The organism is Pseudomonas sp. KCJK8993 (assembly GCF_046230915.1).
GTDB classification, from domain to species: Bacteria; Pseudomonadota; Gammaproteobacteria; order Pseudomonadales; family Pseudomonadaceae; genus Aquipseudomonas; species Aquipseudomonas piscis.
This window is the reverse complement of record NZ_JBJJLO010000010.1, coordinates 70,933-92,530: the sequence shown is the minus strand read 5'-3', so window position 1 is coordinate 92,530 and position 21,598 is coordinate 70,933. Positions and strand designations below refer to the sequence as shown.

Here is a 21,598-nt window from a genome sequence, read left to right as displayed (position 1 = left end):
CGGAATACGAGGTCCCGGGGAGTCTGGGGGGCGGGGAGTTGTGTAAAAGAGCAGGATGAAACCCCCCGCCCCCCGCCGATAGCCTATGGTTAAGCCCAAACCGCTAAAAAGGGAGTTCGCAGCATGTACCGTTGGCTAGCCAGAAACCTGGGGAATGTGAGTGTCAGCCGCAAGCTCGGCATCGGCTTCGGCCTGGTGCTGTTGCTGACCCTGCTGATCACCACCACCGGCTGGAATGGCCTGGCCCGGGTGATCGAGCGCGGCGACAAGCTGGGTAATATTTCCTCGCTCAACGCCATGACCAAGGACCTGCGCATCGCCCGTCTCAACTATGAGATGAACCATGGCGAGCAAGGCCCGGCAGCAGTCAGCGACATGCTCAAGCAACTCGACGAAGGCCTGCGCGCGGTCCACAGCAAACTGCAGCAGCCCGAAAGCATCGCCCTGGTGGACCAGCAGTTGGACGCCGTGGCCGAGTACCAGAAGGCTTTCGCCGACATGACTCGTGCCACCGCCAGCCGCGAGACCGCCCGCTCCCAGCTCGGCACCACCGCGGACAACGCCGTGGCCCGGGTGGCCGAGGTCGAGAAATCGCTGCTGCAAGGCGATAGCGTGGCCCAGTTCAATAGCGTCATCGACCTGTCCAGGCTGATCCAGCAGGCACGCTTCCAGGTGCGAGGCTACACCTACAGCGGCAAGGCCGACGCCCGGCAACCCGCCCTGGACGCCATCGACAACGCCCTCGGCAACCTGGCCAGCCTGCCATCGCGCCTGCCCGAGCAGCACATCGCCAACCTGCAGCAGGCCAGCGACTCGCTCAAGGCCTACCGTGCGGCCGTCAGCGCCTTCAGCGACGCCGAGCAGGCCAGTGCCGCGGCCCTCAAGCGCATGGCCGCCCAGGGCGATCGCCTGATGGACCTGAGCAAGCAGTTGACCGTCGAACAGACCCACAAGCGTGACGCCGATGCCAACCAGGCCCGCAGCACGCTGTTGTTCGCCACGGTGCTGGCCCTGGTCTTCGGCCTGATCGCCGCCTGGGCCATCACACGGCAGATCAACCTGCCCTTGCAACAGACCCTCAAGGCCGCCGAGCGCGTGGCCGCTGGCGACCTGAGCCAGAACCTGGCGGTGGACCGGCGCGACGAGCTGGGCCAGTTGCAGAAGGCCATGCAGCGCATGACCCAAGGCCTGCGGGAGTTGATCGGCGGCATCAGCGAGGGCGTGACCCAGATCGCCAGCGCCGCCGAACAGCTATCGGCGGTTACCGAGCAGACCAGCGCCGGGGTCAACAGCCAGAAAGTCGAGACCGACCAGGTAGCCACCGCCATGAACGAGATGGCCGCCACCGTACAGGAGGTGGCACGTAACGCCGAAGAAGCCTCCGAAGCGGCCGTGGCCGCCGACCAGCAGGCCCGCGAAGGCGATCGAGTGGTCAACGAGGCCATCGCCCAGATCGAACGCCTGGCCAGCGAGGTGAGTCACTCCACCGAAGCCATGGGCCAGCTCAAGCAAGAGAGCGACAAGATCGGCAGCGTCCTGGACGTGATCAAGTCGGTGGCCCAGCAGACCAACCTGCTGGCCCTCAACGCCGCCATCGAAGCGGCCCGGGCCGGCGAGGCCGGGCGTGGTTTCGCGGTGGTGGCCGACGAAGTCCGCAGCCTGGCCCAGCGTACCCAGCAATCGACCGAGGAGATTGCCGAGCTGATCGTAGGCTTGCAAAGCGGCACGCAGCAGGTGGCCAGCACCCTGGATACCAGCCGCAGCCTCACCGACAGCAGCGTCGAGCTGACGCGCCGGGCTGGCGGCTCGCTGGACAACATCACCCGCACCGTCTCGGCGATCCAGGCGATGAACCAGCAGATCGCCGCGGCGGCGGAACAACAGAGCGCGGTGGCCGAAGAGATCAATCGCAGCGTCTTGAATGTGCGCGACGTGTCCGAGCAGACGTCGTCGGCCAGCGAGGAAACCGCCTCTTCGAGCGCCGAACTGGCGCGCCTGGGGATTCACCTGCAAAGCCTGGTGGGACGGTTCAAGGTCTGACCCCTGTGGCCGCTGCCGCAGGCTGGTAAAGAGCCTGCGGGGGCGGATCGACCGTTGGAAGGCCCCGCGGGCCTTGTCGCAGCCTTGCAAGCTCGACAACGGCTACAGGGCGCCATAGCTGGAAACCCTGTGGGTCTTCCAGCGGCTACAAGGCCGGGTTACAGGACCTGGCGCAGGAAAGCCTGGGCCCGGGGGTCCCGGGGGGAGCTGAAGAACACCTCGGGCGCGGCATCTTCCAGCAGCTTGCCGTGATCGAAGAACAGCACCCGATCCGCCACTTCCCGGGCAAAGCCCATTTCATGGGTCACGCAGACCATGGTCATGCCTTCCACGGCCAGGGTCTTCATCACATCCAGCACCTCGCCGACCATCTCCGGGTCCAGGGCCGAGGTCGGCTCGTCGAACAGCATCACCTTGGGCTCCATGGCCAGGGCCCGGGCGATCGCCACCCGCTGTTGCTGGCCGCCGGACAATCGCGAGGGGAACTCGTGGGCCTTCTGCGCAATGCCGACCTTCTCCAGCAGGGCCAGGGCCTTGGCCTCGCGCTCGGCCTTGCCACGCTTGCGCACCACCTTCTGCGCCAGGCAGAGGTTGTCCAGCACGGTCATGTGCGGGAACAGGTTGAAGTGCTGGAACACCATGCCCACCTCGCGGCGGTAGGCGTTCACATCGGTCTTGGGATCGGCCAGTTGCAGGCCATCGATGCTCACCGAACCGGAGTCGAAGGTCTCCAGGCCATTGAGGCAACGCAGGAAGGTCGACTTGCCGGAGCCGGACGGCCCGATCACCACCAGCACTTCACCCTTGGCCACCTGGGTGGTGACGTTATCCACCGCGCGCACCACTTGGCCACGGGTGTCGAAGACTTTTACCAGATCGCGGACTTCAATCACTTTGCGCGAGCCTCCGCTCAAGCCGGCTGGCCATCTTCGACAGCGGCAGGTTGATCAACAGGTACAGGGCCGCCACGCAGAACAGGATCTCGAACGGCGAAAACGAAGTGGTGATGACTTCCCGGCCGCTCTTGAGCAACTCGGTGATGGCGATCACCGACACCAGCGAAGTGTCCTTGACCAGACTGATGAACTGCCCGGCCAGCGGCGGTAACACTCGCTTGAAAGCCTGGGGCAGCACCACATGGCGCATCGACTGGCCGGCGCTCAGGCCCAGGGAGCGAGCCGCCTCGTTCTGCCCACGGGCAATGGACTGCACCCCGGCACGGACGATTTCCGCCACATAGGCCCCGGTGAACAGCGACAGCGCGGCGATCCCGGCGAACTCCCGGGACAGGTTCAGCACCGTGCCGATGAAGAAATAGAAGATGAAGATCTGTACCAGCAGCGGCGTGCCGCGCACCAGCTCGACATAAAGGGTCGACAGATCCCGCAGGGTCGGGTTGCTGGACAGCCGGCACAGGCCGGTGGCCAGGCCGATCATCAAGCCCAGCACGCCGGACACCACCGACAGCCACAGGGTGGTCCACAAGCCCCACAACAACGGCCCCGCCGCCCAATGCCGGGTCACCCCGACCACATCGCCTTCGGCCACGTCGTCGCCGCTGGCCACCTGCAGGCTGCTCTCGTCGACGCTCAGGTGCTGCTCGTTGCCAGAGTCGCCCTTGAGGGTGACTTCAGCCTTGCCGCCCTTGCGCACGACCTCGGCGACGGTGGAGATTTCGGCCGCGCGCAGGGATTCCTCGGCCTGGTAGGCGAAGTACTGCGGGACGCGGTTCCAGCGCCATTCATAGGACATCAGCGAGGTGGCGTAGTACAGGGCGCCAGCCAGGCCGACCAGCACCAGCACGGTCAACACGTGCCAGGGCCATTGGGCTTTGTTCTGTTTCATTGGGTTTGCGGATTCCGAATGCTGGGTCGCCAGGGACGCCGCCTTGGCCGGCAAGCCTCGCGCCTACATGGATTGCGCAAGTCTGTAGGAGCGAGGCTTGCCCGCAAGCGGGGCAACCCGGTCTGTCTGAACGAGTGTTATTCCATGTCCTTGAGCCACTCGGAACTCTTGAACCACTTGTCGTGGATCCGATCGTAGGTCCCGTCTTCGTGGATCTGGTGCAGGAAGTTGTTGATGAAGTTGATGCTGTCGTAGTCGCCCTTCTTCAGGCCGAAGGCCAGCGGCTCGTAGGTGAACGGCTTGTCGAGGAAGACCAGCTTGCCGTTGCCGACCTTGTTCACCGCCACCACGTTGTACGGGGCGTCGTAGATGAAGGCATCGGCCTTGCCGTTGACCACGTCCAGCACCGCTTCCTGCTCGTTGTCGTAGCCGTGGTACTTGGCCTTGGCGATCAGCTTCTTGGCGACCATTTCCCCGGTGGTGCCCAGCTTGGACGTGATGCGGTAGTCGGCGCTGTTCAGGTCCTTGTAGGACTTGATGGTGCCTTCCAGATCCTTGCGGATCAGCAGGGTCTGGCCGACCACGATGAACGGCTCGCTGAAGTTCAGGCGCAGGTTGCGCTCCTGGGTCAGGGTCATGCCGCTGCCGATCATGTCGAACTTGTCGGTGAGCAGGGCCGGGATGATACCGTCGTAGCCGGTGGAGACCATCTCCAGCTTGACCCCCATGGACTTGGCCATGGCCTTGAGCAGGTCGACTTCGAAACCGATGATCTCGCCGCGCTTGTTGGTCATCTGGAATGGCATGTAGGTCGGGTCCATGCCCACCTTCAGCGATCCACGCTTGACCGCGTCGTCGATGGCGCCGGCCTGGGCCGTGCTGACCGCCAGCATGGCTGCGGCCCCCGCCAGCAGCAGCGAAAAATACTTCTTCATTTCAAGTCCCCTGAAAGCCATTTTATTGTGGTGTCTGCGCGTCGCAGTCCATTGTTGGCGAACCTTCGGATACCAGTTCGTGGTCGATCACGCACCGAAATTTGCGGGTGCGATGCTAACGCACTCGGGTATTTGCACAAGGTTTTTATTGTCGGACGAAAGCGCCGGGGACGAGCGGGGGGCGCAGAAAGCAAAACGCCCCCGGGCATGAACCCGGGGGCGTTGGCATCACGCCGGTTGTGGCGTCGCGGCTAGCGGCTGCAACGGCAATAGCGGGGCATGGGGATCGGCGGTCACCGACTCGCGCCAGGCACCCAGCCATGGGCTGTGGCCTTCGCTCCAGACCAGCTGGTGCAGGCGCCCCAGGGCCACCGGATCGCTCAACAGCGCCAGGCGCTCGCTGTTGTTCAAGGCCGCAGGACCGACCTTGAGAGCATGGCGCACCCGTTCCTGGCGCAACCATTCGATCGGCTCGGCCTGGGTGTGGCGGGAGGTAGCCAGGGCACAGGCCAGGGCGTTCTGCTGCGGATCAACCACGGCCCGGATGAAGCCGTCGTTGAGCGCGTGCCAGCGGTTCTCGTGGGTGTACTGGTCCGTGGCCAGCAGCGCCTGGGGCGGGGCGTACTCCTCGGGAATCAGGAACAGATTCTCGTCACGAGTCTTCAGGCCCAGGCCGACGCGGCTGGAGATCACCGACACCGGGATCGACAGCATCAGCGAACCGACGATCGGCACCAGCCACCAGAGGAAGCTGGGGTTCAGCCAGATCACCAGCAACGCCCAGCAGAAGCCCAGCAGGGTCTGCGGGCCATGGCGGCGCACCGCCTCGCTCCAGGGGGTGGAGTCGTCGTCACGCTGTGGCGAGTTCCAGGTCGCCGCCCAGCCGAGGAACGCAGCCAGCACGAAACGGGTGTGGAAGATCATTCGCACCGGCGCCAGCAGCATGGAGAACAGCATCTCCAGGAGCATCGACAGGGTCACCTTGAACTTGCCGCCGAACTCCTTGGCGCCCTTGGCCCAGATCAAAATGATGCTGAGCAGCTTGGGTAGGAACAGCAGCACGATGGTGGTGGAGAACAGCGCGATAGCCTTGTCCGGATGCCACTGCGGCCACAGCGGATACAGCTGCCGCGGCTCGAGGAAGTACTGCGGCTCCATCAGCGTGTTGACCGCCAGCAGGGCCGTGGACAACACCAGGAAGAAGAACCACAACGGCGCCGACAGGTAGGACATCACCCCGGTGAGGAACACCGCGCGGTGCACCGGATGCATGCCCTTGACCAGGAACAGGCGGAAGTTCATCAGGTTGCCGTGGCACCAGCGGCGGTCGCGCTTGAGCTCGTCCAGCAGGTTCGGCGGCAGCTCTTCATAGCTGCCCGGCAGGTCGTAGGCGATCCACACGCCCCAGCCGGCACGGCGCATCAACGCGGCTTCGACGAAGTCGTGGGAGAGGATCGCACCGGCGAACGCGCCCTTGCCCGGCAACGGCGCCAGGGCGCAGTGCTCGATGAACGGCTTCATGCGGATGATCGCGTTATGGCCCCAGTAGTGGGACTCACCCAGCTGCCAGAAGTGCAGGCCGGCGGTGAACAGCGGACCATAGACCCGGGTGGCGAACTGCTGCATGCGCGCATACAGGGTGTCCATGCCCGAGGCCTTGGGCGCGGTCTGGATGATCCCCGCGTCCGGCGTGGCTTCCATCAGGCGCACCAGGCTGGTCAGGCATTCGCCGCTCATCACGCTGTCGGCGTCCAGTACCACCATGTACTTGTAGTCGCCGCCCCAGCGACGGCAGAAGTCGTCGAGGTTGCCGCTCTTGCGCTTCACCCGGCGGCGACGGCGGCGGTAGAAGATCTTGCCGAAACCCTTGGTCTCGCGGCAGACATCCAGCCAGGCCTGTTGCTCGGCCACGCAGATATCGCTGTCGTTGCTGTCGCTGAGGACGAAGAAGTCGAAACGGTCCAGGTCACCGGTGGCCGCCACCGACTCGAAGGTGGCGCGCAGGCCGGCGAATACCCGGGGCACGTCCTCGTTGCAGATCGGCATCACCAGTGCGGTGCGCGCGTTCTCGGCGATCGGCTCGTTGCCGGCGCTGGCGCCGGAGATGCGGTACTTGTCGCGACCGGTCAGCAGTTCCAGGAAGCCCATCAGCGCGGTCCAGAAACCTGCCGAGACCCAGCAGAACAGGATGCCGAACAGGATCAGGATGCTGGTCTGCAGCGCATAGGGCAGTACCTGCTGCGCGGTCTGCATCAGCGGCTGGTGCACCACTTCTTCCAGGTCGACGAAGGCCCAACCCTGGTACGGCATGATGCCTTTCATGTACCAGCCGGCGACGATGGTCTGGCCAAGCATCAGTATCAGCAGGATATAGCGGCGGATCGAACCGACGGTGCGCCAGCGGGCAGCCGGCAGCACTCGCTTGTCCTTCTTCGGTGCCGGCGGGTTGGTGCGCCCGGTCAGGCGCCGCCAACCCCGTACCAGGATATTGGTACGCCATGGTTCGGGCACGACCCGGGTACGCCGGATGGGCGGTGCTGCCTTGAGGCAGATCCGCCCCTGGGCATCGACACCCAGCATCTCGGCAGCGCTGAGTTCGTCCGCGGTGCTCAGGGCCAGGCGCTCGCCCACCGAAGCCTGGGCGGCATCGGCGGGTTCATCGAAGGCCTTGGACGACAGGCGCTGGTGCAACTCGCTGAAGGATTGGCAGCTCGCGAGTTCCGCGCGCTGCTGGTCCGACATGGGCAGGTGGGCCAGGTACTCGGCAAGCGACTCTGGCTGTAGTTGAGAGTTACTCATCGGCAGGCAACTGGTAGCTCCAGGTCTCGGTCAGGACTTGTTCGGTCTTGGCCGGTTCCGGCGTGGCAGGGGCCGCTTCGGCAGCAGCAGGCTGCTTGGCGTCTTTAGAATCCTTGTCCTTGGAATGCTTGGCCTCTTTGACATCCTTGACCGGTTTGGCTTCAGGCTGCTTGGTTTCAGCTTGTTTGGCCGCCGCGGCAGCGGCTTCCTTCTCTTTCTTCTCCTGCTGCTTGGCGGCGACCTTGTCGGCCTTGGCCACGGAGGAACTGGAGTTCGGCGTCGAGGCCTTGGCGGGTTCGGCTGCCGGGATGTCGCGCACCAGGGCGGCACGCAGCTCGGTGGCCTTGCTCGGGTCCTTGACCTTCAAGCGCAGGGTCAGGCGCCAGCCTTTGGTTTCCGGATTGTAGCGAACGTTGTTTTCCACCAGCTCGGCGTTGTCGCCGACGCTGACCTGGCTGCGTACTTCGGTGCTCCCAGGCAGGGCCGCCAAGGATGGGCCCTCGAAATCCACCAGGTAGGCAACGCTGCCATCGGGCTGGCGAATCAGGTTGGACTGCTTGACGTCACCGGTGGAACGCAGGGTCTGCTCGACCCAGGCGCTGTCAGGAGAATGCAGGGACGCTTCGTCCATGGTCCAGTGCAGGCGGTAGGCGAAATCCAGCGGCTGGCCAGGCTCTGGCTGCTTCTCCGGGTTCCAGAACGCCACGATGTTGTCGTTGGTTTCGTCCGCAGTCGGGATTTCCACCAGGTCGACGGTGCCCTTGCCCCAGTCGCCCTTCGGCTCGATCCAGGCGCTTGGGCGCTTGTCGTAGCGGTCGTCGAGGTCTTCGTAGTGACTGAAGTCGCGGCCACGCTGCAGCAGGCCGAAACCGCGCGGGTTCTCAACCGAGAAGTTGCTCACGGCCAGGTGTTTCGGGTTGTTCAGCGGACGCCAGATCCACTCGCCGTTGCCGGCGTGGATCGACAGGCCGCTGGAGTCGTGCAGCTCGCGACGATAGTTGAGGACCTTCGACGGCTGGTTGGCGCCGAACAGGTACATGCTGGTCAGCGGGGCCAGGCCCAGCTTGCCCACCTTGTCACGCAGGAACACCCGGGCCTTGACGTCGACGATGGTGTCGGCGCCCGGCCGCAGGGTCAGGCGATAAGCGCCGGTGGCCCGTGGCGAATCCAGCAGGGCGTAGATCACCAGGTGCTTGTCGGTAGGCTTGGGTTGCTGGATCCAGAACTCGCTGAAGCGCGGGAACTCTTCACCGGACGGCAAGGCGGTATCGATCGCCAGGCCACGGGCGGACAGGCCATAGACGTGGCCCTTGCCGACGACGCGGAAATAGCTCGCGCCCAGCATGGTCATGATCTCGTCTTGCTTGTCGGCCTTGTTGATCGGGTACAGAACGCGGAAACCGGCATAACCCAGCTTCTCGGTGGCTTTTGGATCGAACGTGAGGTCACCGAAGTCGAAACGGCTGGGATCGTACTTGATCTCGGAAACGCTGTTGGCGCTGATCTCGTTGATCTTCACCGGCGTGTCGAAGTGCATGCCCTGGTGGTAGAACGACAGCTTGAACGGGGTCTTCTGGTCGGCCCATTCGGCTTTTTCGCTGAGGAAGCGGATTTTCTGGTAGTCCGCGAACTTCATGTCGCGGAACTCGGCTGGCAGGTTACTGCGCGGAGCCTCGTACTTCTGCCCGGCCAGGTCCTTGGCCTTGGTCGATACGTCATCCAGGTTGAATGCCATGAGTGGACCGGCGCCGAGCAGGCAGACCAGAGCAGAGCCCGTCACCAGTACGTTTCGTAACCTCTTGGCAAACAAGTTTGGTGCATTACAGGGACTAACAATCACGAGCAACCCTCGCCGAAAACAGATCAAAAAACCAACGGCCAGCTATCTACATGCCAGGTTGGCGAGCATTGTTCCGACTCCGATGGGGCTAAATGATTCCCCAAACGGCCGTGGACAAGTCTCTACTTAAGTCAAAATGGACCAACGAACGCTGATCCCCGTAGCGCGCGATTATCTAGTAGGCCGCGTTACAACGCATCAGGGATAACAAAGTATTTATCGTGAAAAACAGCGGTTTCCAGCCGAAATCGGTGGAAAAAGCTGTTTCGGACACCTTCAGGTCTGTAACAGGAAGGTCACTGGCCCATCGTTGACCAGATGTACCTGCATGTCCGCACCAAAGCGTCCTGATGCCACTTTGCCATGCAACTGCTGCGCCTTCACTACCAAGTAGTCGAAAAGCTCCTCGCCAAGGGCCGGAGGCGCCGCCGTGGAAAAGCTCGGGCGCAACCCGCTCTTGGTGTCCGCCGCCAGGGTGAACTGCGAGACCAGTAGCAGGCCGCCCTGCACATCGGCCAGGGACAGGTTCATCTTGCCCTCGGCATCACTGAACACCCGATAGTTAAGCAGCTTATGCAGGAGTTTGTCGGCGTTGGCCCGGGTATCCCCAGGCTCCACCGCCACCAGCACCAGCAGGCCCTGGTCTACCGCACCGACGATTTCACCGGCCACTTCCACGCGCGCGCCGGCCACGCGCTGCAACAGCCCCTTCATGCTTCTTCGGGCGGCAGGTCGAGCAGGCGCCGGGCCAACTGGTCGGTGGCCCGCACCAGGGCGTCGGTGATACCCGGTTCGGAAGCGGCATGGCCAGCATCGCGAATCACCTGCAGCTCGCTGTTGGGCCAGGCCTGGTGCAGCTCCCAGGCGTTATCCAGCGGGCAGATCACATCGTAGCGCCCATGGATGATGATCCCCGGCAGGTGGGCGATCTTGCCCATGTCGCGGATCAGCTGGTCAGGTTCGAGGAAGGCGTTGTTGATGAAGTAGTGGCACTCGATCCGGGCGATCGACAAGGCGCGCTGCGGTTCGGAGAAGCGGTCCACCACCAGCGGGTTGGGGCGCAGGGTCGCGGTGCGCCCTTCCCAGCCGGACCAGGCCTTGGCCGCGTGCATCTGGGCGATCTGGTCGTTGCCGGTCAGGCGCTTGTGGAAAGCGCTGACCAGGTCGTGCCGCTCCTCCAGGGGAATTGGCGCCACGTAGTCTTGCCAGTAATCGGGGAACAGGCGGCTGGCACCGCACTGGTAGTACCACTGGATTTCCTGGGGACGAGCCAGGAAGATCCCCCGCACGATCAGGCCAAGCACTCGATCGGGATGGGTCTGGGCATAGGCCAGGGCCAGGGTCGAGCCCCAGGAGCCGCCGAACAGCACCCACTTGTCGATCCCCAGGTGTTCGCGGATGCGTTCCAGGTCGGCCACCAGATCCCAGGTGGTGTTGTTCTCCAGGCTGGCATGGGGACTGGAGCGTCCGCAGCCGCGCTGGTCGAAGGTGACGATGCGATACAGGGTCGGATCGAAGTAGCAGCGGCTCGCGCCGTCGCAGCCGGCCCCCGGGCCGCCATGAAGGAACACCACCGGCAAGCCTTCCGGCGAACCGCTTTCGTCGACATACAGCACATGGGGTTCGTCGACGGCCAGATCGTGCCGGGCATAGGGTTTGATCTGTGGGTACAAAGTCTTCATTACGCGCTCCGTGGAGGTCGGGATCATCCCTGAAGGGACTTCATTCATGCTGCCGTCCGGCATCATAAACCCGAATCACGCAATGAGCATGTCCTTGAGAAAAATGGGGTTGTTGGCCTTACCCACAGCTCGAGCCCGGCGCCGGGCCGGGCTCGCTCATGTCCTGGCAGCTCAGCGGCCGTAGCGCTCCCGGCCCCAGGCCAGCAGGCCTTGCAGCAGCTCCTTGAGCACCATCTGGGTCGGCGCCGCCAGGTCCTCGCGGTAACGGAAGGGTTCGCACTCCTCCATGTAGGTGCTTTGCGCCAGCTCCAGTTGCACCGCATGCACGTGCTCCGCCGGATCGCCGTAGTGACGGGTGATATGCCCGCCCTTGAAGCGTCCGTTGAGCACATGGGTGTAGTCGCCATGGCCGGCGCAGATGCCCTCCAGGCGCCCGGCCAGTTGCGGATCGCAGCTGGCACCGTTGAAGGTACCGAGGTTGAAGTCCGGCAGCTTGCCCTCGAACAGGTGCGGGATCAGCGAACGGATCGAGTGGGCATCGAACAGCAAGGCATAGCCGAATTCGGCCTTGAGCCGCGCCAGCTCGTCTTTCAAGGTCCGATGGTATGGCCCCCAGATCTGCTCCAGGTACTCGCCGCGCTCCGCCTTCGACGGTGCCTGGCCCTCGACGAACAGCGGCTCGCCATCGAACAGGGTCGCCGGGTACAGGCCGGTGGTGGCGCCGACATACAGCGGCTTGTCGTCGCACGGCCGGTTCAGGTCGATGACGAAACGCGAGTACTCGGCCGCCAGGACGCTGGCCCCCAATTCCAGGGCGAACTCGTACAACCGCGGGATGTGCCAGTCGGTGTCCGGCAGGCTCTGCGCCTGGGGTACCAGCCCGGCGGCCACCGCCGGGGTCAGGCGCGTACCGGCATGGGGCATGCTGATCAAGAGTGGCACTCGACCTTGTTTGAAGCTCAGAACCTTTTCCACAAGCCTTCTCCTACACAGTCACTTCGACGCCGTGGCGCACCACGCGCTTTTCCAGGTCGCCGCCCAGCCAGTAGGCCAGGTCGGCGGGACGATCTATTTGCCAGGCGACGAAATCCGCCACCTTGCCCACCTCCAGCGAACCGTGGGTCTTGTCCATTCCCAGGGCCTTGGCCGCGTGCAGGGTGACCCCGGCCAGGGCCTCCTCCGGCGTCATGCGAAAACAGGTGCAGGCCATGTTCAGCATCAGGCGTAACGACAGCGCCGGCGAGGTCCCTGGGTTGAGGTCGCTGGCCAGGGCGATCTTCACCCCGTGCTTGCGCAGCGCCTCCATCGGCGGTAGCTGGGTCTCGCGCAGGAAGTAGAACGCCCCCGGCAACAACACCGCCACGGTGCCAGAGGCGGCCATGGCGATGGCGTCGTCTTCGGTCATGAACTCCAGGTGATCGGCGGACAGGGCCTGGTAGCGCGCCGCCAGGCTCGAACCATGCAGCGAGGACAATTGCTCGGCATGCAGCTTGACCGGCAGGCCGAGTTTTTGCGCGGCGATGAACACCCGCTCCACCTGGGCCGGGGAGAACGCCAGGTATTCGCAGAAGGCATCCACGGCGTCCACCAGCCCCTCGGCCGCCAGGGCCGGAAGCATCTGGCTGCAGATGTGCTCGATATAGTCGTCGGCACGCTCGGCATACTCAGGCGGCAGGGCATGGGCCGCTAGGCAGGTGCTGCGCACGCTGACCGGCAGTTCCTCGCCGAGCCGGCGGATCACCCGCAGGATCTTGCGTTCGCTGGAAAGGTCCAGGCCATAACCGGACTTGATCTCGACGCTGGTGACGCCATCGCGCATCAGGCTCAGCAAGCGCTTGCGGGCACTGGCGAACAATTCGTCCTCGCTGGCCGCCCGGGTTGCGCGCACGGTGCTGGCGATCCCGCCACCGGCGGCGGCGATCTCGGCATAGCTCACCCCTTGCAGGCGCTGCTCGAACTCGCCGCTGCGATTGCCACCGAACACCGTGTGGGTGTGGCAATCGATCAAGCCGGGGGTCACCCAGGCGCCCGCCAGGTCGTGGACCTGCTGGTAATCGCTGGCCGGCAGCTGTTCGCGCCGGCCGATCCACTCGATGTGCGCCCCTGACGTCACGATGGCCGCATCCTCGATGATCGAGTAGCTACCCAGGGCCATGCTGGCGACGTTGCAGTGTTGCCAAAGAGTCTTCATCCAAGGCCTCCGTCAATGATCAATAGTTAAAGAAGACTGGCCGTCGCCGGAACGCGCCTGGCCAGCCACCGGCTTGACCCAGAGCTTGTAGGCCAGCACCAGCAGTACGATCCACACCACGCCCACCAGCAACGCCGCCTGGGTCTTGGGGAAGTAGCCCAGGACCCCGAAGATGAACAGCATGAAGGCGATGGCCGCCGCCGGCGCCCAGGGCCAGAACGGTACCTTGAACTGCAGCCCGGCCACCTGCTCGGCGCTCATGGAGCGGCGCATGGCCACGTGGGTCAGCAGGATCATCAGCCAGACCCAGACCGTGGCGAAAGTGGCCAGGGAAGCGATCAAGAGAAAGATGTTCTCTGGAATCAGGTAGTTGAGCACCACGCCGATCAGCAGGGTCGCCGCCATCACCACCACGGTCATCCACGGCACCCCATGCCTGGAGACCTGGGCAAAACCCTTGGGCGCCTGCCCCTGCCGGGCCAGGCCATACATCATGCGGCCGGCACCGAAGATATCGCTGTTGATGGCCGACACCGCCGCGGAAATCACCACGATATTGAGAATGGTCGCCGCCGAGCTGATCCCCAGGCTATCGAAGATCTGCACGAAGGGGCTGCCCTGGGTGCCGATCTGCGGCCAGGGGAAGATCGCCATCAGCACCAGCAGCGTTAGCACGTAGAACAGCAGGATGCGCATGGGCACGGCATTGATGGCCTTGGGAATGACGCGCTGCGGGTCCTTGGCCTCGCCAGCGGTGACCCCGATGATCTCGATGCCGCCGAAGGCGAACATCACCACCGCGAAGGAGGCGATCACCCCGCTGATGCCATTGGGCATGAACCCGCCATGGCTCCAGAGGTTGCCGAGCCCTGTGGCCTGCTCCTGGCTCGCGCTGCCGATCCCGAACAGCATGATGCCGACGCCGCCGAGGATCATCGCCACGATGGCCCCGACCTTGAGCAACGACAGCCAGAACTCCATCTCGCCGAAGACCTTGACGTTGCACAGGTTCAGCGCGCCGATGAACAGCACGATGGACAGCACCCAGATCCAGCGCTCGACCTCGGGAAACCAGAAGCCCATGTAGATGCCGAAGGCGGTCACGTCCGCCAGGCAGACGATCAGCATCTCGAAGGCATAGGTCCAGCCCAGGATGAACCCCGGCAACGGCCCCAGGTACTGGCTGGCGTAGTGGCCGAACGAGCCGGACACCGGGTTGTGCACCGCCATCTCTCCCAGGGCGCGCATCACCATGAATACCGCCGCGCCACCGATCAGGTAGGCCAGCAGCACCGCCGGCCCGGCCATCTGGATGGTCGAGGCGGAACCATAGAACAGCCCGGTGCCGATGGCCGACCCCAAGGCCATGAAACGTATGTGGCGCGCCGTCAGGCCGCGCCGTAATCCTGTTTCTTGCGATTGCATGTCTTCGTCCCTTTTATTGTTATGGACAGCCACCGCGCACCATGGTGCGCGATGGCTGAAGCAGACGTTCCGCGTCGGGCTGGACAGCGGCCCAGAGCCGCTGGCCGAGGTTACAGGCTCGGCAGCAGGCCAGCCGGCAGCAAGCCGGTCAGGCAGCGCGAGGCCAGCAAGTCACTGGCGGCATTGATATCCGGCGCGAAGAAGCGGTCCTTCTCGTAGTAGGCCACCTGCTCGCGCAGGGTGGCGCGGGCATGCTCCAGGGCCGGCGAGGACTTCAGGCCTTCGCGCAGGTCCAGGCCCTGGCAGGCGGCCAGCCATTCCACGGCGAGGATGCCGCGGGTGTTCTCGGCCATTTCCCACAGGCGCTTGCCCGCAGCCGGAGCCATGGACACGTGGTCTTCCTGGTTCGCCGAGGTCGGCAGGCTGTCCACCGAATGCGGATGGGCCAGGGCCTTGTTCTCGCTGGCCAGGGCCGCGGCGGTGACCTGGGCGATCATGAAGCCGGAGTTGACCCCGCCATTGGCCACCAGGAACGGCGGCAACTGCGACATGTGCTTGTCCATCATCAGCGAGATACGGCGCTCGCTCAGCGAGCCGATCTCGGAAATGGCCAGGGCCAGGTTGTCGGCGGCCATCGCCACCGGCTCGGCGTGGAAGTTGCCACCGGAGATCACGTCGCCTTCGGCGGCGAACACCAACGGGTTGTCGGATACGGCGTTGGCTTCCACCACCAGCACCTCGGCGGCCTGGCGCAACTGGGTCAGGCAGGCACCCATCACCTGGGGCTGGCAGCGCAGGGAATACGGATCCTGGACCTTGTCGCAGTTCTGGTGCGAAGCGGACACCTCGCTGTGCTCGCCCAGCAGCGCGCGATAGGCCGCAGCGGCATCGATCTGCCCACGCTGGCCCCGGGCGGCATGAATCCGCGCATCGAACGGCGAACGTGAGCCCAACACCGCTTCCACGGTCAGGCCGCCACAGACCAGGGCCCCGGCGAACAGGTCCTCGGCTTCGAACAGGCCACGCAAGGCGAAGGCGGTGGATACCTGGGTGCCATTGAGCAGTGCCAAGCCCTCCTTGGCCGCCAGGGTCAGCGGCGCCAGGCCGGCGACTTTCAAGGCCGCCGGAGCGTCCAGCCACTGCCCCTTGTAGCGGGCCTTGCCTTCGCCCAGCAGCACCAGGGACATGTGCGCCAAGGGCGCCAGGTCGCCGGATGCACCCACCGAGCCCTTGAGCGGGATATGCGGGTAGACCTCGGCATTGATCAGTGCGATCAGGGCATCGATCACCTGGCGGCGGATACCGGAATAACCACGGCTCAGGCTGTTGACCTTGAGCACCATGATCAGGCGCACCAGGTCGTCGCTGATAGGCTCGCCGACGCCCGCGGCATGGGACAGCACCAGAGAACGCTGGAGGTTCTCCAGGTCGGCGCTGGCGATACGGGTCGAAGCCAGGAGGCCGAAACCGGTGTTGATCCCATAGGCGGTGCGTTTCTCGGCGAGGATCTGCTCGACACAAGCCACGCTGGCGTCGATCTGCGCCGAGGCGCTGTCGTCCAGGGTCAGGCTCAGCGGCTGCTGGTAGATGGCCCGCAGTTGGGCCAGGCTCAGTTGACCGGGAATCAGGTTTAGCGCAGTCACATTCATGCTCCTTTTGAGAGTTTTGTAATAACTACCAGTCGCTCCGGAAACATCCGTTATCCGTCGTCCCCCACCAAGTCGGGCAGGTGGCGCCTTGGCACGCTGGCTATGGGAAGAATCTTTTATTGCGTCTTGGAACAGTCTCCGGGAAGCGCTGCGGGCCCTGGAACAGGCTATCGCGCAAACGGCGCTGCCGACCATCCATCGAGCTGGAAGTGGCCAGGAGCGCCGGGCTTCGGTCACGTTGCATGCGGACTCAAACGGTAGCAGCGTGCCGGGTTGTCGCGGTTTTCTGCTCGTCGGGCAGGCCCTGCTCCGGCGGCAGGATCAGTTTTTCGGGCACCGCACCATGCCATTTCCTGGCACAGACGTAGTACAGCGCCGCCGGCACCACCAGGCCGATGATCCAGGAGATATCCACGCCACCCAGCACCTCCACCAGTGGACCGGTATAGAACTTGGTGCTGATGAACGGCAGCTGTACCAGCACGCCGATCACATAGACGCTGATGCCCAGCATGTTCCACCGGCCATAGCGGCCATTGGGATCGGCCAGCGCCGGCACGTCGTAGTTCTCGCGGGTGATGCAGTAGTAATCCACCAGGTTCACCGCGCTCCACGGGGTGAAGAAGGCCAGCAGGAACAGGATGAAGGACTTGAACGCCCCCAGGAACGAATGCTGGCCGAGCAAGGCGATCAGGGTCGCGGCGCCGACGATGGCCAGCACGAACACCAGGCGCTGCAGGCGCGTCACCTCCAGGTGGCCACGGAAGCCGCTGATGATGGTGGCGATGCACATGAAGCTGCCGTAGGAGTTCAGCGTCGAGATGGTGATCTTGCCGAAGGCGATGCTGAAGTACAGCAGCGCCGCGGTGGCGCCACTGCCACTGAGGCCGACGATGTAGGCCACTTCGCGCCCGGCGAATTGCCCGTTGGCCATGGCCGCGGCGAACACACCGAGGATCATCGCCACCTGGGCGCCGATCACCGAACCGGCGCCCACGGCAAGGAAGGTCTTCACCGAGGAAGTCTTGCTCGGCAGGTAGCGCGAGTAGTCGGCCACGTAGGGGCCGAAGGCGATCTGCCAGGAAGCGGCGAGGGATACCGCCAGCAGGAAGCTGCTCCAGCTGAAGTGACGGATCTCCAGGAGCGCGCCGACATCGGTCTGGCCCATGAGGCGGCTGAACAGGTAGACGAAGGCGATGACGCCGATGACGCTGGCGACCCTACCGATGAAATGGATGACCCGGTAGCCGAGCACGGTGACCAGGACGATGACACTGGCGAAGATCAGGATACCGAGGCTGTCGCTGACGCCGAACAGCTGGCCCAGGGCCTGGCCGGACAGTACCGTGCCGGTGGCGGTGAAGCCCAGGTACATCAGGCATACCAGCACGATCGGGATCGCCGCGCCGTAGACGCCGAACTGCACCCGGCTGGAGATCATCTGCGGCAGGCCGAGCTTGGGCCCTTGCGCCGCATGCAGGGCCATGACGCCGCCACCGAGCAACTGGCCGACGAACAGGCCGATCAACGACCAGAACACGTCGCCGCCCAGCACCACGGCCAGGGCGCCGGTGACGATGGCGGTGATCTGCAGGTTGGCTCCCAGCCACAGGGTGAACTGGCTGTAGAGCTTGCCGTGGCGTTCGGCTTCGGGAATGTAGTTGATCGACCGCCGCTCGATCAGGGGTTTGGAGCTATCACTGGCCGTGGACATCGTTATTGTTCTCCCGGGGGATTCTTGTCATGTCAAAGCTCTGCTACATGGACCGAACCGCCGCACTGCGAGGTGCGGCGGCTCCTTCCCTGGCCCTGGCGGCGAACCGCCGGAATGTCACTTGCCGGTGATCATCGGCAGGTTCAGGCCCTGTTCCTTGGCGCAGTCGATGGCGATCTGGTAGCCAGCGTCGGCATGACGCATGACGCCAGTCCCTGGGTCGTTGGTCAGCACCCGAGCGATACGCTCGGCGGCTTCGTCGGTACCGTCGCAGACGATGACCATGCCCGAGTGCTGGGAGAAACCCATGCCCACGCCACCACCGTGGTGCAGGGAAACCCAGGTCGCGCCACTGGCGGTATTGAGCAGGGCGTTGAGCAGCGGCCAGTCGGACACAGCATCGGAACCATCCTGCATCGCTTCGGTTTCACGGTTCGGGCTGGACACCGAACCGGAGTCCAGGTGGTCGCGACCGATGACGATCGGCGCCGACAGCTCACCGCGCCGGACCATTTCGTTGAACGCCAGGCCCAGCTTGGCGCGCTGGCCCAGGCCGACCCAGCAGATACGCGCCGGCAGGCCCTGGAAACTGATGCGCTCGCGAGCCATGTCCAGCCAGTTGTGCAGGTGGGCGTCGTCCGGGATCAGTTCCTTGACCTTGGCGTCGGTCTTGTAGATGTCTTCGGCGTCGCCGGACAGCGCCGCCCAGCGGAACGGGCCGATGCCACGGCAGAACAGCGGACGGATGTAGGCCGGAACGAAGCCCGGGAAGTCGAAGGCGTTGGCCACGCCTTCTTCCTTGGCCATCTGGCGGATGTTGTTGCCGTAGTCGAAGGTCGGGATGCCCTGCTTCTGGAAATCGAGCATGGCCTGCACGTGCACGGCCATCGACTGCTTGGCGGCTTTCACCACGGCAGCCGGTTCGGTCTGCGCGCGGTCGCGGTATTGCTCCCAGCTCCAGCCGGCCGGCAGGTAGCCGTTCAGCGGGTCGTGGGCGCTGGTCTGGTCGGTGACCATGTCGGGGCGCACGCCACGCTTGACCAGCTCGGGGAGGATTTCGGCGGCGTTACCGTGCAAGGCGATGGAGATGGCGCGACCTTCGGCGGTGTACTTGGCGATACGCGCCAGGGCGTCGTCCAGGTCCTTGGCTTGTTCGTCGACGTAGCGGGTCTGCAGGCGGAAATCGATGCGGCTCTGCTGGCACTCGATGTTCAGCGAGCAGGCGCCGGCCAGGGTCGCGGCCAGGGGCTGGGCACCGCCCATGCCACCGAGGCCCGCAGTCAGTACCCATTTGCCTTTCAGGCTGCCGTTGTAGTGCTGGCGGCCGGCTTCGACGAAGGTTTCGTAGGTGCCCTGGACGATGCCCTGGCTGCCGATGTAGATCCAGCTGCCGGCGGTCATCTGGCCGTACATGGCCAGGCCCTTGGCATCCAGCTCGTTGAAGTGCTCCCAATTGGCCCAGTGCGGCACCAGGTTGGAGTTGGCGATCAGTACGCGCGGGGCGTTGGCGTGGGTCTTGAACACGCCGACCGGCTTGCCGGACTGCACCAGCAGGGTCTCGTCATCATTCAGATGAGTGAGGCTCTCGACGATCTTGTCGTAGCACTCCCAGTTGCGCGCCGCGCGCCCGATGCCACCGTAGACCACCAGCTCCTTGGGATTCTCGGCGACTTGCGGATCGAGGTTGTTCATCAGCATGCGCAGCGGCGCTTCGGTCAGCCAGCTCTTGGCGGTCAGCTTGTTGCCACGCGGAGCACGGATTTCTACGTTCCGGTATTTGGTGAATTTGTTGTCAGCCACGGAAAACCTCCTCGACGATGAGCCCAAGGTGCGAAGAGGATGGCATCGACTCTTACGCACACATATTTACTTGTACATACAAGCATATGCAATCAAGCGGCCAACTCTGTCCAAGCCACCTGAAAAAATCTCCGAAAAAAGCCTGTAAACCTTCTAGACCGGGCTCCTCGGCCTTGAATGAATTTTCCCTCGGGCATCAATCGAGGCTCCCGCTGATTGTTACCAGAGGCAGGTTTTGCCCACTGCTGGGGCATTCGGTAACAGATTGGTGCGTCGTCAGGAACAGGGGCCGCTCCGAGGAACGGACAAGGGCCAGCCGCCTTGAGCAGGACGCCGAAGCGCGGATAAAAGAGTGATGGAGACTAGAAGGAAGCTGGCAGGCCACGCCCTGGCCCGCCAGCAAGGATGACTCAGATGCGGGTGAGTTCGATCACGCAGCAGCGCCCGTCGAGGGCGATTTCCAGCAGGCCGGCATTGTCGTCCAGGCGCAGGCAATCGTAGCGGCCCAAGGCCTGGACCGCGGCGCCGGCCACATCGACCCAGGCCTGTTCGGCGGCACTGAACACCAGCACCGTATGGGCCTGGGTGAAGAAGCGTTGCTGGCCATCGAACCACTGCAACCGCGCCATATAGCGCTCGGGGCTGTAGATCAGGTTGAAATCCCGGATGGCACCGTCCAGCAGGGTGCAACCGACCTGGCTGGCACCACTGAAGGCAAAGGGGTCCAGGGGCAGCAGCGGCCGCACATCCTGGCCGTCCACGCAAAGCTGCATGCCAGCGCCCTGCAGTACGGTGATGACCCGCTGGTAGCCGGCAAAGCTGGAAAAACCGCCGGATTCGCCGATGTCGGCGATCGACAGGCGCCAGCCGAAGCCTTCCAGGTCGGTCCCGCTGTCCCGGGTGATTTCCTCGGTACTGCCGCCGCCGTTCTTCCAGGGCATGCGCGGATAGTCGGCGGCGCGTAGCAGGCTAGACCGGATCATTTGTGAAAGCGTCCTTCCAGGCGATGACGGGAACCGGGGTGGATCAGCCGCGCGGCGGTCACCGGCTGGCGCCCGGACCAGGTGCGGCGACGGATCAGCAGGCAAGGCTCGCCACGCTCGATCTGCAGCAACTTGCATTCTTCAGGTTCGGCGAGGATCGCCTCGACCACATGTTCGCCCTCGGTCAGGGGCGCGACCTGGGACAGGTAGGCATAAGGCGTCTGCAGGGTGAAGTCTTGCTTGAGGTATTCCGGCGCCACCAGGGCGTTGACGAAGCGATCCTCGATCTGCACCGGGATGTCGTTCTCGAAATGCACGATCAGCGAATGGAAGACCTTCTGCCCTTCGCGCATGTCCAGGGCCAGGGCGCGCTCGGAACCCGCGGCCTCCTCGCCCAGGGTGATGACCTGGCAGGTGTGGCGATGACCACGGGCGGCGATCTCGTCGGCGATATTGTGCACCTCGAACAATGCCGACTGGGTCTTGGGCTCGGCGACGAAGGTACCCACTCCCTGCATGCGCACCAGCATGCCTTCGGCGGTCATCTCGCGCAGCGCACGGTTGATGGTCATGCGGCTGAAGCCCAGCTGGCTGACCAGTTCGCTTTCCGAGGGCACGCGATAGTGCGGCGGCCAGTTTCCGCTCTCGATCTGCTGGGTGATCATCTGTTTGACGCGGGCATACAAGGGCGCCGG

At 64.3% G+C, this 21,598-nt stretch carries 16 protein-coding genes and 1 pseudogene; 2 read left to right on the top strand and 15 right to left on the bottom strand.

From position 1 onward, the window contains the following. Nucleotides 1-123: 123 nt before the first annotated feature. A pseudogene (locus ACK6AU_RS05785) lies at nt 124-1,185 on the top strand (methyl-accepting chemotaxis protein); the annotation flags it as partial. Next, nucleotides 1,168-2,040, top strand: a complete 873-nt coding sequence (locus ACK6AU_RS05780) for a methyl-accepting chemotaxis protein (protein ID WP_409298208.1) — start codon at nt 1,168-1,170, stop codon at nt 2,038-2,040. The pseudogene ACK6AU_RS05785 and the gene ACK6AU_RS05780, both read left to right, overlap by 18 nt. A 158-nt stretch (nt 2,041-2,198) precedes the next feature. Here ACK6AU_RS05780 and ACK6AU_RS05775 read toward each other — a convergent pair whose 3' ends face one another. The 15 genes from ACK6AU_RS05775 to hutC all read right to left on the bottom strand — a co-directional run bounded on the left by ACK6AU_RS05775 (nt 2,199) and on the right by hutC (nt 21,568). Further along, complete coding sequence (locus tag ACK6AU_RS05775) at nt 2,199-2,933, bottom strand: amino acid ABC transporter ATP-binding protein (protein ID WP_185697391.1); 735 nt, start codon at nt 2,931-2,933, stop codon at nt 2,199-2,201. Beyond that, nucleotides 2,926-3,885: an amino acid ABC transporter permease gene (locus ACK6AU_RS05770; protein WP_409298205.1), complete on the bottom strand. Its 960-nt coding sequence runs from the start codon at nt 3,883-3,885 to the stop codon at nt 2,926-2,928. The genes ACK6AU_RS05775 and ACK6AU_RS05770 overlap by 8 nt, the downstream gene beginning before the upstream one ends. Before the next feature lie 137 nt (nt 3,886-4,022). Next, nucleotides 4,023-4,820, bottom strand: coding sequence for a transporter substrate-binding domain-containing protein (locus tag ACK6AU_RS05765; RefSeq protein WP_022639542.1), 798 nt, complete (start codon nt 4,818-4,820; stop codon nt 4,023-4,025). Between the two features lie 228 nt (nt 4,821-5,048). Beyond that, nucleotides 5,049-7,619 (bottom strand): glucans biosynthesis glucosyltransferase MdoH, encoded by a 2,571-nt coding sequence (mdoH, locus tag ACK6AU_RS05760; protein ID WP_409298203.1) that lies wholly within the window; start codon nt 7,617-7,619, stop codon nt 5,049-5,051. After that, complete coding sequence (locus ACK6AU_RS05755) at nt 7,612-9,459, bottom strand: glucan biosynthesis protein G (RefSeq protein WP_185697388.1); 1,848 nt, start codon at nt 9,457-9,459, stop codon at nt 7,612-7,614. The genes mdoH and ACK6AU_RS05755 overlap by 8 nt, the downstream gene beginning before the upstream one ends. 276 nt (nt 9,460-9,735) lie before the next feature. Then, nucleotides 9,736-10,173: a D-aminoacyl-tRNA deacylase gene (dtd, locus tag ACK6AU_RS05750; RefSeq protein ID WP_185697387.1), complete on the bottom strand. Its 438-nt coding sequence runs from the start codon at nt 10,171-10,173 to the stop codon at nt 9,736-9,738. Continuing rightward, entirely contained in the window at nt 10,170-11,141 is a 972-nt protein-coding gene (gene pip, locus ACK6AU_RS05745) for a prolyl aminopeptidase (RefSeq protein ID WP_185697386.1), read from the bottom strand. The genes dtd and pip overlap by 4 nt, the downstream gene beginning before the upstream one ends. Nucleotides 11,142-11,312: 171 nt before the next feature. Further along, nucleotides 11,313-12,116 (bottom strand): N-formylglutamate deformylase, encoded by an 804-nt coding sequence (hutG, locus tag ACK6AU_RS05740; RefSeq protein WP_185697385.1) that lies wholly within the window; start codon nt 12,114-12,116, stop codon nt 11,313-11,315. A 10-nt stretch (nt 12,117-12,126) separates the two neighbouring features. Further along, complete coding sequence (hutI, locus tag ACK6AU_RS05735) at nt 12,127-13,332, bottom strand: imidazolonepropionase (protein WP_185697384.1); 1,206 nt, start codon at nt 13,330-13,332, stop codon at nt 12,127-12,129. A gap of 12 nt (nt 13,333-13,344) precedes the next feature. After that, complete coding sequence (locus ACK6AU_RS05730; RefSeq protein WP_409298199.1) at nt 13,345-14,757, bottom strand: amino acid permease; 1,413 nt, start codon at nt 14,755-14,757, stop codon at nt 13,345-13,347. Between the two features lie 110 nt (nt 14,758-14,867). Beyond that, nucleotides 14,868-16,406, bottom strand: a complete 1,539-nt coding sequence (hutH, locus tag ACK6AU_RS05725) for a histidine ammonia-lyase (protein WP_185697382.1) — start codon at nt 16,404-16,406, stop codon at nt 14,868-14,870. A 250-nt stretch (nt 16,407-16,656) separates the two neighbouring features. Beyond that, nucleotides 16,657-18,120 (bottom strand): purine-cytosine permease family protein, encoded by a 1,464-nt coding sequence (locus ACK6AU_RS05720; protein ID WP_409298197.1) that lies wholly within the window; start codon nt 18,118-18,120, stop codon nt 16,657-16,659. 117 nt (nt 18,121-18,237) lie between these two features. Further along, nucleotides 18,238-19,920: a urocanate hydratase gene (gene hutU / locus ACK6AU_RS05715; RefSeq protein ID WP_185697380.1), complete on the bottom strand. Its 1,683-nt coding sequence runs from the start codon at nt 19,918-19,920 to the stop codon at nt 18,238-18,240. A 410-nt stretch (nt 19,921-20,330) separates the two neighbouring features. Beyond that, nucleotides 20,331-20,903, bottom strand: coding sequence for a HutD family protein (locus tag ACK6AU_RS05710; protein WP_409298195.1), 573 nt, complete (start codon nt 20,901-20,903; stop codon nt 20,331-20,333). Further along, nucleotides 20,900-21,568: a histidine utilization repressor gene (gene hutC / locus ACK6AU_RS05705; RefSeq protein ID WP_260497915.1), complete on the bottom strand. Its 669-nt coding sequence runs from the start codon at nt 21,566-21,568 to the stop codon at nt 20,900-20,902. Before hutC ends, ACK6AU_RS05710 begins: the two co-directional genes overlap by 4 nt. Between the last annotated feature and the right edge of the window lie 30 nt (nt 21,569-21,598).

Bases quoted from the DNA above. Each gene is read 5' to 3' on its own strand.
- ACK6AU_RS05780 (WP_409298208.1), top strand. From the start codon at position 1,168: ATGCAGCGCATGACCCAAGGCCTGCGGGAGTTGATCGGCGGCATCAGC.
- ACK6AU_RS05770 (WP_409298205.1), bottom strand. From the start codon at position 3,885: ATGAAACAGAACAAAGCCCAATGGCCCTGGCACGTGTTGACCGTGCTG.
- ACK6AU_RS05765 (WP_022639542.1), bottom strand. From the start codon at position 4,820: ATGAAGAAGTATTTTTCGCTGCTGCTGGCGGGGGCCGCAGCCATGCTG.
- mdoH (WP_409298203.1), bottom strand. From the start codon at position 7,619: ATGAGTAACTCTCAACTACAGCCAGAGTCGCTTGCCGAGTACCTGGCC.
- dtd (WP_185697387.1), bottom strand. From the start codon at position 10,173: ATGAAGGGGCTGTTGCAGCGCGTGGCCGGCGCGCGCGTGGAAGTGGCC.
- pip (WP_185697386.1), bottom strand. From the start codon at position 11,141: ATGAAGACTTTGTACCCACAGATCAAACCCTATGCCCGGCACGATCTG.
- hutI (WP_185697384.1), bottom strand. From the start codon at position 13,332: ATGAAGACTCTTTGGCAACACTGCAACGTCGCCAGCATGGCCCTGGGT.
- ACK6AU_RS05730 (WP_409298199.1), bottom strand. From the start codon at position 14,757: ATGCAATCGCAAGAAACAGGATTACGGCGCGGCCTGACGGCGCGCCAC.
- hutH (WP_185697382.1), bottom strand. From the start codon at position 16,406: ATGAATGTGACTGCGCTAAACCTGATTCCCGGTCAACTGAGCCTGGCC.
- ACK6AU_RS05720 (WP_409298197.1), bottom strand. From the start codon at position 18,120: ATGTCCACGGCCAGTGATAGCTCCAAACCCCTGATCGAGCGGCGGTCG.
- ACK6AU_RS05710 (WP_409298195.1), bottom strand. From the start codon at position 20,903: ATGATCCGGTCTAGCCTGCTACGCGCCGCCGACTATCCGCGCATGCCC.
- hutC (WP_260497915.1), bottom strand. From the start codon at position 21,568: ATGATCACCCAGCAGATCGAGAGCGGAAACTGGCCGCCGCACTATCGC.